Origin of the sequence: Metabacillus fastidiosus NBRC 101226 (assembly GCF_001591625.1) — a bacterium.
In the GTDB taxonomy this organism is placed as follows: Bacteria; Bacillota; Bacilli; order Bacillales; family Bacillaceae; genus Metabacillus; species Metabacillus fastidiosus.
This window is the reverse complement of the sequence record NZ_BCVG01000125.1, coordinates 1-9,659: the sequence shown is the minus strand read 5'-3', so window position 1 is coordinate 9,659 and position 9,659 is coordinate 1. Positions and strand designations below refer to the sequence as shown.

The following is a 9,659-nucleotide window of genomic DNA, read 5'->3' as shown; positions in this document are numbered from 1 at the left end:
GGAAAACTCCCACTGATGGAAGTTTCACTTGATTAAATAGAATATTTCCAAAGGTTAACTCCATCATGGAAATAGAGTGTGCCATCTGGTGATTGAATCAGTTGCTTCACATTTTTTTCCTTACGTGGATAAGTTAATTTATTATCTTTAGGATTCAGCTTAAACATCGTTCCCTCTACTGCTCCGTATATGGAGCCGTCTTTTCCAATTAATAAAGAGCCGTTTGGAGTATGCCCCGAAACATCCTTCACGATAGCTTTATTGTAAACAACACCTTTGGCAGGGTTATAAGCAAATAAAATTTCATCAGCTAATCCCCAAACTGTTCCATCTTTGGCAACAGTCAGCGCTGAATAGAAACGGATATTTTTAAATGGTAAATTAAGTACTGTCGGTTTAGCATTAGCTTGTCCCGCAGGTACTGTAAATAACTTCGCATTTGTTTTAGCCGGATCTACATTCGGTTTACCAAAAATAGATGTTCCTCCATATACTAGTTTCTGCTTTCCTGAATAAGCTAAAGATACAATACTTTGATCTGCAATAAACTGATTTTTAACAGTTGCTTTCTTCGTATTAACATCTAAAATTGCTAAAGCACCGCCTCTTATGCCTGATCTTGGAGTTGTACCAATATAAAGTTTATTCGTATTAGGCAGATGTAATACCGCTGTAGGCCGATCCTGTCCATATTGCTTCAGACTGAAAATATTTTGATTACTGTCATTTAATGAATTGTGTTCAATAATTTTCGCTTCAGGATAAACTCCTAAATACACTTTATTATTTAAGTAAGCCATTCCTTCCACTTGTCCAGTCGGTCCTTTTCTTTCTGTCTTGTTCTTGCTTGATAAATAAATTCCCATGCTTCCATTTAAAAAACCGCTGCTGTAAACATTGCCATCCCGGTCTGTTCCAATATGATAAAGTTCAATCGGCTGTGGCGGCAATTGCATCATATCATGCTTAAACTGTTTTGATTTAAGATCATAAGTAAAATATCTTTCATTACTCCCGAGCTTTCCAACTAACTTATAATCATTGTTTCTATCTTTAATAAAACTGAAAGAAACAATCGTACCGGGAACTTGTCCTTTAACCACTTCTATTCTCTCTTTTGTTTTAAGATTGTAAGAATAAATCGATTGATTAAATCCGTAATAAATAACATTCTCAACCGGTGATTTTGCTGAAACGCCAAAAGAGCTTGCAGTAAATTCACCTAAAAACCTTTTTGTATTCACATCAAAACAAAGAATTTTAGTACTTGGATTCAATTTAACAAATAGAAGATTATCTGCAACGCTGATTGCTTGGATTTCTTTTTCTTTTCTATACTGACTCGGTAAGATCGATTGCGTTTTCCTCGTTTTAAGATCAAATGCGATTAACTCAACCGGTGAGCCTGCTCCAATGAACAAAGAATTATTTTTAGGAGAATAAGCAACACTTTTCGCATCCTTTTTCCCTTTGCTGATTGTCCCGTAATCATAGAAGCCTTTACCGTCTACATATTTAAAAACCTTTGCCTCATAAGATGATACACCGTATAAAGTCTTATGATTAGCGGCATAATCCATATCCCAGATAACCGTACTGTCTTTTGTTGTTGCTTTGCCTACCTTTGTCAGCTTCTTTCTATTAACCTCATATTTAAATAATAATTCATTAGGTGTGGTTCCAATATAATAGACTCCTGTCTCACCTTGCTGAATGGACCATCCAGTCGTTGCACCTATTAACGGCTGGGAATCAACTAATTCCTTTGTATCCAGATTTGTGACAATTAATCTCGCTGGCAGCCCTTGTAATATAGAAAACATTAATGGTTCTCCACTGCTATTCGTTCCAAATGTTGCCGTAGATACATTTATATTTGTGAGCTGCGCCCCTAAATTAATCACACCCGATTTTGTACCAGCTGCTTGTACATCTGATGAAGAAGCTGATGAGAAACATAATACAGCTATCAGCATGAAAACAAGAAAGCTGGTTATTTTTTTGCCTGTCATTCTCTTTCCCCCTGAAAACCCATATACTTTTTATATTTATGCAAATATGATTCTATTTTACTATAAAATTCTCTTTTCTATCAATTAACAAAAGGTTCCTTGTTCCTATTCCCTCATTAGAGAATAGTTTCTACTTTACACTCACTTCTACATAACTACCCGATTTCATTTCCCGATTATTCTTACTTTTCCAATTCGGATTAATAACGAGTATATATTTCGCTTTAGATAGTAACGGCTCTTTAGGTATTACTTTTATTTTTCTATCATCTATCTTTTGGATAGTAATTTCCTTTTCTTCACCGCCAATATGAATAAGTTTGATATTTTTCATATTAGCCGCGTTCCAATTCATATCCATGTTCATTGTAATTGTAAAAGTCTTAGTCACTGGAACTTCAGCCAATGTCGGAAGCTTCTTATAGCTGCTGTACATTTTTATTAAATGATCTTTATGGGCAGCAGCCAGCTCTTCTCCTACTTCTGTTGTAATATTTGGTGTTACACCAACATGGTTAATTTCAGTTCCATTTGGTGAGTAGAATTTAGCCGTTGTTAATTTTAAAACACTTTCATCACTTAAATTAAAAAAGAACTGTGTTGATCCTTTTCCATAGGTTTTCTGTCCGTACAATATAGCACCCTTTTGTTCTTTTATAGAAGCTGACAGCATTTCTGAGGCACTTGCAGTATTTTTATTTACAAGAACATGTACAGGTGCTGAAAACTGGATATCCTGTTCCAATGCTTCATATATTTCCGGCTCTTGATTACGCTCTCTTAACTGGAAAGCGAACCCTACATTTGGAAACAATCCTAAAGCTTCCTGTGCCGCTGAAACATATCCTCCACCATTATTTCTTAAATCAAATATAAATCCTTTCGCTCTATCTAATGTTTGGATCCCTTTTTGCAGTTGTTCAGCTGCATCTTCAGAAAAGCTGTTAAGACGAATATATCCAATATTTCCTCCCAGCCATTTTATTTCTACATTTTGCAGAGAAATTTCCTTACGGATAATCGTTTTTGTTAATACGAGTCCCGTCTCTTGCTGTAAAAAGCTGATAGATACAGATGTACCGGCCTCACCAGTCATATAAGAAGCTGCTGTTTGCGCTGATTTACCTGCTAAACTCATTCCATTAACATCTATAATAATATCACCGGCACGCAAACCAGCTTGATCAGCAGGACCAGCAGGAATTGACTGCACAACTCTAACTCCCTTTTCATGTTCTTCAAGCACAACACCAATACCGGTAAGTTTCTGATTTATAGAATTCATAAACCGATCAAATTCTTCCTTGGTCATGTGCACAGAGTAAGGGTCTAGCTCTTTTGTTATTTCTTTAATAGAAGGCTTTGATAATACAGATAACGGAACCTCTTCTACATAATAATCCTTAATTAAATCACGTACTTCATCAATCGGCTCAGCCGCTAATACTGCCGGCACTTGAGAGAATACAAGTGTTACAGCAATTATTAATAATAATAAACTCTTAAATTTCTTCATTTCTCTTCTACCTTTCCCTCAGGAATTATAGGATGCATATTTTGGTTATATAAGTCCACCATAAATCACACCCCGTATTATATATCGACGATTTTTTCAATATATAAGCAAGCTCTCAAAAATTAATTACACTTTAATATTAAGGAATAGATTTTGCATTTCTATCAATTCCACTCATTCTTCCAAAAAAGAACAATTAATATGATATACTAAGATTAAAAATTCAATATTTTAGGAGGTTTATATGAAGTATTCGATAATTTTAATACTAATGATCCTGTTTTTATCAGGATGCGGGGATAATACATATGATAAAGCTATGAAACAAGGCTATGCTGCACTGCAAAAGGAAGAATTTGATAAAGCCGCAGCATCCTTTCAGCTTGCATTGGATGAAAAACCAGAAGATCAAGAAGCAGGTAAAGCTTATGAACAATTAACTTTATTTAAAAAAGTGAACGAGGCAAATGATAAAAAAGAATGGGATATTTCCATAGAGAAGGCTGACCAGCTTTTAAAAAGAACGGACCTGTTGCCTCCTTTAAAGCAAGAACTGGAGAAATATAAAAGAACAGCTGCAGACAATAAAGAAAAACAGAGCAAGGTACATGATCAATTAGCAGAAATTGAAGCACTTATAAATAAACAGAACTATGCAGAAGCAGAAAAACGACTGGAGCAGCTGAAGGAAGAGAAATCACTTGAAAATGAACAGCAAAAGGTGAATGAACTATCAGCTTCAGTAAAGGCCGGTCTGCAAAGCAAAGCTAAGGAAACAGTGGCACAACCGAAAAAGAAGGAAACAGAGAGCACTAGCAAGAAGAACGAATATTTGCAAAAACTTGCAAAAGTAGAATCCAGCTTTGGTGATTTAGATCATCTGTACGAAAGTGGAACTACATATGATTTCAAAGAAGCGGAGGCAGAAGTTTATAAGAGATGGGATACTCTTCTGAACGACATTTATGGGGAATTAAAAAAACAGCTGTCCGCTTTAGAAATGAATAAGCTTCGGAATGAGCAGCGACAGTGGATAAAGAATAGAGATAAACAAGCGGACGAATCTGCAGCAAGTTTTGAAGGCGGTTCATTTGCAGGTGTCCAATATTTATCAACACTTGGACAAATGACGAGGGAAAGATGCTATGAGCTTGTTAATAATTATATGAAATAGCTTATAGAAAAAAGAGATAGAGAGTCAAAACTATGACTCTCTATCTCTAATAATTATGGCTGTTCTTCTAATGCTTCATTTTCTAATGGCAAATCCGTTTCCGTATCTATTGATTGACCCTGTTGAATATCCTCCTCTGTTGATAGATCATTTTCATCAACAGGCATCTCTTCATGTGGTTCTTCTTCATAATAAGAAGGTTCTTCCTCTTCATACGGTTCTACATAAGATTCTTCTTCATTATAATCAGGCTCACTATATTCAGGTTCGCTGTATTCACTTTCACTACTTCCATATTCTTCATAGCTTTCATCAGCAGGGGCCTCTTCATATGGATACTCATAATATTCGTAGTAGTCCTCATTATAATCCCCGCCTTCAAAATAGCCAGCATCGTCTGCATAGTCATTATAATAATAAACGCCTTCTTCATAATAGAACAATGAAAAAATATTATCTTCTGCCATTGGAGATTTAACCCATTCGTTCACTGTTCCAATGATTTTATAAATCGGAATACTGAAACCGATATTAACTTCACTGCTGTCCCGGGCAGAGTTAATCGCAATTACTTTTCCGTCTTTCTTATTTAATAACGGACCGCCACTGCTTCCAGGGGCAATTGGAGCTGACGTTTGATAAATACCTTCATAATGAAAAGGATTAATGATAAATGTTCTGTTTACACCACTTATGTTTCCAAGAGTAGCTGTATTCTCATATCCTTTTGGACTTCCAAGGGCAATGACTTCTTCCCCGATTTTCACTGAATTCGCAGTTTCTAGCGGAAGCGGTTTATGATTTGCAAGTGCCGGCACACGAATAAGGGCAATATCAGTTGTATTACTGTATCCAATGAGCCTTCCTTCATATTCTGTACCGTCTTTTGCTCTTACTACTGGATTTATATCGCCTTCTACAACATGGGCATTCGTTAAAATATCACCTTTTTTATTAATTAAAAAACCTGAACCCTGTCCAATGTCGGTGAAAATAGTAAATACTTTCTCCTGTGAAGCATTAATAATTTGAGAAACATCTTTCGGTGCTTCTACCTGCTCCATCTTTTTCAAACTGACAGCCTGCTTCTGCGGGTTCTCTCCCTTCGTTTGTGCTATGTTTTCCTCTTTTTTCTTAACAACCTCATTTGCTGTTTCCTGCTTTGGAATTAATTCCTTTAATTTCACACCAAGCAAGCTGAAAATAGCAATACAAGCAATTGCCGCAAAAATCGTTGTAATTATTAATAATTTTCCTGTACCCTTTGTTTTCTTATGTCCACAGCCAGAGCAAAATCTCGCTTGTTCAGACATCTGAGTGCCGCATTTCGGACAATACAAGAAAATCCCTCCTCTATTTTATAAGTCTTTTGAACTAATTAAATGATAATAAAAATGAACTATTCTTTCAATCTAATTCTTTATAAAAACTGGAAAACAAGTGTAATAATTGCAGACAAATATAAATAATTAAGAGAATTTATATTATACATATAAAAACAGAGAGCCTAATGACTCTCTGTTTCTACGTGACTATAGTAAATCTTTAGTTTTTAGCTGCAGTATCTATAATACGCCCTTCAATTTTTGGACTGACTGTTTTTATTTTGGCAACATAGTCCTTTAAGTTTTCCCAATCAGCTAAACCTAAATCTGTTACCCTTCCTTCTTCATATGCCTTTTTAAATACGTCAAACCCGTCCCCGCCTTTTGCAGTAAAGGCATTTGTCGCTATAACATATTCCTTCTTGGAATCTAATGGAGCGAATGTCCCTTTCTTCTCTTCCACTTCAACAGAAACTATTCTTTGTCCAGCCTGTTTGCTGCTATCGTATTTCACTTTTAAGCCTGATACATGCAAAAATCCGCCGCTCTCTTTTGGAGCCTGCTGTACACTGTGCTCAAGTGCTTGAATAATTTCCGCACCTGTCAGCTTCATCGTTGCAAGCGTGTTACCGAAAGGAAGTACAGTTAACACATCACCGTAAGTAATCTCCCCTGCATCAATCTTAGAACGGATACCACCTCCGTTTTGCATTGCAATAACAGTGTCCGGATTATATGCTTTTGCTTTATCAAGCATGCCATCTGTAATTAGATTTCCTAATTCTGTTTCACTGTTTCTCACGCTTGGTGCCGCTGGATTTTCTGCTGTTGTTCTCGGATTCACTAATTCTTTCTCCGTTGTCGCACCTGTTGGTCTATTTTTTAATTCTGAAATTTTTGTTGAATATTTCTTTAATAAGTTTGCTGCTTCTTCATCTTCTTTCTTATCAGCGATTTTAATAAGTTTACCCGCTTCACCGATAATCTTTCCATCCTTATCAAACTCAACATCCAATGTTCCTAAATACTCATTATATTGGAATGCCTGAACGATGACTGTCGGATCTTTTTTAGCACCATTCTCATCCTTATCAATAACTGTAGGTTGAGATAACTGTGTATGACTATGACCTCCGACGATAACATCAATTCCTTTTACTTTTGTTGCAAGCTGGAGATCGTTATCAACTGCTGGATTATCATCATAGCCGATATGTGTAACAGCAATAATCTTATTAACTCCTTGTTTCTCAAACTCTTTTACAGTGTTCTCTGCTGCAGTGAGGTAATTGCTGAAAGTAATTTGATTCGGGCTTGAAATAGCTTTCGTCTCTTCTGTCGTTAAGCCGAAAATACCGACCTTTTCTCCATTTACTTCCTTAACAATACCATTATAAATCTCTCCAGTTTTCGGATCGTTTGTAATCGTATTTTTAAACAAACCTTTTAAATGTTCATCTTTAGAAAAATCAACATTTGAACTGACAAACGGGAATTTAGCTCCTTTTACAAAGTCAGCTAATCCTTTATGTCCTTCTGGTGTCGAACCAAGATCAAATTCATGATTTCCAAAAGTCATTGCATCATATTTTAATAAATTCATAAATTCAAGGTCTGCCTGTCCTTTAAATTCATTAAAATACAATGTTCCCGAAAACACATCCCCCGCATCAAGTAAAAGTGAATTCGGCTTCTCCGCTCTTATCTCTTTTACAGCCGTCACCTTTTTCGCAACATGATCTAAATTCGCATGGGAGTCATTCGTATGCATAATTGCTAATTCAAAGTTTTTATCTACTAATACATCTTCTAATTTCTTTTTACGCTCTGTTAATGTTGCAGACATTTTTGCTAAAGAAGGATACTTTCCAGGGAAAATCTTATTTCCCGCTTCTTTTATTGCAACCGCCCGATCCTCTAAACGGGTTAATTTTGCAAATGCAGCCTTTGCCTCTTCTACTTTACCTGCTTCAAATAACTGGCTGATTTCCTCCTGCAAAGTAAATCCAGATACCTCATATATAACTGTTTCTCTAACAATTTTTGCTTCAATTAAAAATGTACTTCTTAATTTATGACGGTTGCCTTCACCATACACTTTACTAAAAACATCTTCCGCTTTTTTAATATCCTTTGATAGCTGATGATAAGATTCAACTGTTTCTGCAGTCAGCGATTCAGCTTTAACATACTCATTTAATTTTTCTGCAGAAGCTGCTAACTGACTGCCGGTTTTAATCGCATCTATTACACGTGCAGCTTTTAGCTGTTTCTCCCTCGCTAATTCAAGCTGGGCTATGTACTTCTCTTTAATGGAAGAATCTTTTACCTTTTCAACAGCTGCTTTGGCAGTTTTTATATGTTGTGCCGCCTTCTTATAAGAGCTATCAAATTCTTTAGAAATGGAAATATCTTTTTGATTCGTTAAATCATAAAATTTAATTAGGTTATTTGCCGATAATTGAGCTTCGTTCACAAGCTTGCTTACATCTGCTGAAGCATCTGCCTGAATCGGGGCTATACTTGCAGCAATCGCTGTAGCTAATAGAGCCGGAGCCATTAATTTTTTCCCCTTATTATTCTTGTAACTCATTTATAATCAACTCTCCCATTCTAATAAAATCATCTTCATAAAAATAGTATCATATAGCTATATTTTACTAAGTGAAATTCACTAAAATTTACATATATTTAACATACTATTGAAATGCTTAATATCCTCTTTACATATAGTTAATTTTTTTTCTTTTAACAAAAATGAGATAGGTCCACACCGAACGGACACTTTCACAAAGATTCACAAAAAGGTGAATATTTTTGCGAAAATCGGTCAAGAATGCTCATGTGCATACTTAATTAGGAGGTTTTTATGATGGTGTGGGGATTCAGGAAACCCAGATCAAAGTTCGGCAGCTGGCTCGATCGGCAAGGAATGGAACAAGAGGAATTTGCCAAAAGCAGCAAAGTATCAAGAAATACAGTTTCAAAGCTTTGTAATGATAAAAACTATATTCCCAGCCCTAAAGTTATGAAAAAAATTATGGATACGGTCAGGAAATTTGATAAAAGCAAGACAATGAATGATTTCTTTGAAATTTAGGAGGATGAAAAATGGAGAACACAACAGAATATATGATTAAAAGTATTAAAACATTCGATCACTTAGAATTAATTTGGGTAAAAGATGAAGGATATATGCTGCTTGATAAAAATAACACATCATTAAAGTCTATGAAATCAGCAAAGAAGGACGAAATGGAAGCAATGAAAGAGTTTGATCTTATCGTCTTCCACTATTTGAAAGATCAATATTATTCGGTAGGATAAAGAGCTGTCATAAGCTCTTTTTTCGTTCCACTGCGGATTTTTATAAACTAATGCATATAATGTAAAATATTCATTAGGGGGTTAGATAAATGGAACCTATCTACTTGAATATTACTTTTTTCATAGAAGTATATGTTATCTTAGTTTTCTCGGATTATTACCGTCATAATACATTTAATTGGCTTGAAAATTTTTGTGCAGTCTTTATTATTTGTTATATTCAGCATTTTTTTGATTGGTTAATCGATAATTAAAACAAGACAATAATTGAAAAATAAAAAACCTAATCCAATAGATTAAGTTTT

General features: G+C 35.3%; 8 protein-coding genes. 4 read left to right on the top strand and 4 right to left on the bottom strand.

The window, feature by feature from the left end:
• Positions 1-32: 32 nt before the first annotated feature.
• Both BFA01S_RS19095 and BFA01S_RS19090 read right to left on the bottom strand, forming a co-directional pair.
• Positions 33-2,012: a hypothetical protein gene (locus BFA01S_RS19095; RefSeq protein WP_066234594.1), complete on the bottom strand. Its 1,980-nt coding sequence runs from the start codon at positions 2,010-2,012 to the stop codon at positions 33-35.
• Between the two features lie 130 nt (positions 2,013-2,142).
• A complete protein-coding gene (locus BFA01S_RS19090) occupies positions 2,143-3,528 on the bottom strand; it encodes a S41 family peptidase (protein ID WP_066234588.1) in 1,386 nt (461 codons plus the stop codon).
• A 244-nt stretch (positions 3,529-3,772) separates the two neighbouring features.
• On the opposite strand from BFA01S_RS19090, the gene BFA01S_RS19085 reads away from it, so the two are divergent.
• Positions 3,773-4,702: a lysozyme inhibitor LprI family protein gene (locus BFA01S_RS19085; RefSeq protein ID WP_066234586.1), complete on the top strand. Its 930-nt coding sequence runs from the start codon at positions 3,773-3,775 to the stop codon at positions 4,700-4,702.
• 53 nt (positions 4,703-4,755) lie between these two features.
• Here the strand turns inward: BFA01S_RS19085 and BFA01S_RS19080 are convergent, their stop codons facing one another.
• Both BFA01S_RS19080 and BFA01S_RS19075 read right to left on the bottom strand, forming a co-directional pair.
• The gene (locus BFA01S_RS19080; protein ID WP_066234584.1) at positions 4,756-6,042 is read right to left on the bottom strand and encodes a trypsin-like peptidase domain-containing protein; all 1,287 of its coding nucleotides are present in this window, start codon (positions 6,040-6,042) and stop codon (positions 4,756-4,758) included.
• Positions 6,043-6,247: 205 nt separating this feature from the next.
• Positions 6,248-8,620: a 5'-nucleotidase C-terminal domain-containing protein gene (locus tag BFA01S_RS19075; RefSeq protein ID WP_169800512.1), complete on the bottom strand. Its 2,373-nt coding sequence runs from the start codon at positions 8,618-8,620 to the stop codon at positions 6,248-6,250.
• Between the two features lie 279 nt (positions 8,621-8,899).
• Here BFA01S_RS19075 and BFA01S_RS19070 point away from each other — a divergent pair, with 279 nt between their 5' ends.
• The 3 genes from BFA01S_RS19070 (at position 8,900) to BFA01S_RS22590 (ending at position 9,608) form a co-directional block, all read left to right on the top strand.
• Entirely contained in the window at positions 8,900-9,127 is a 228-nt protein-coding gene (locus BFA01S_RS19070; RefSeq protein ID WP_066234566.1) for a helix-turn-helix domain-containing protein, read from the top strand.
• Positions 9,128-9,138: 11 nt separating this feature from the next.
• Positions 9,139-9,354, top strand: coding sequence for a hypothetical protein (locus BFA01S_RS19065; protein ID WP_066234563.1), 216 nt, complete (start codon positions 9,139-9,141; stop codon positions 9,352-9,354).
• Between the two features lie 89 nt (positions 9,355-9,443).
• Positions 9,444-9,608, top strand: a complete 165-nt coding sequence (locus BFA01S_RS22590) for a hypothetical protein (protein ID WP_156483912.1) — start codon at positions 9,444-9,446, stop codon at positions 9,606-9,608.
• The last annotated feature ends 51 nt before the right edge of the window (positions 9,609-9,659 follow it).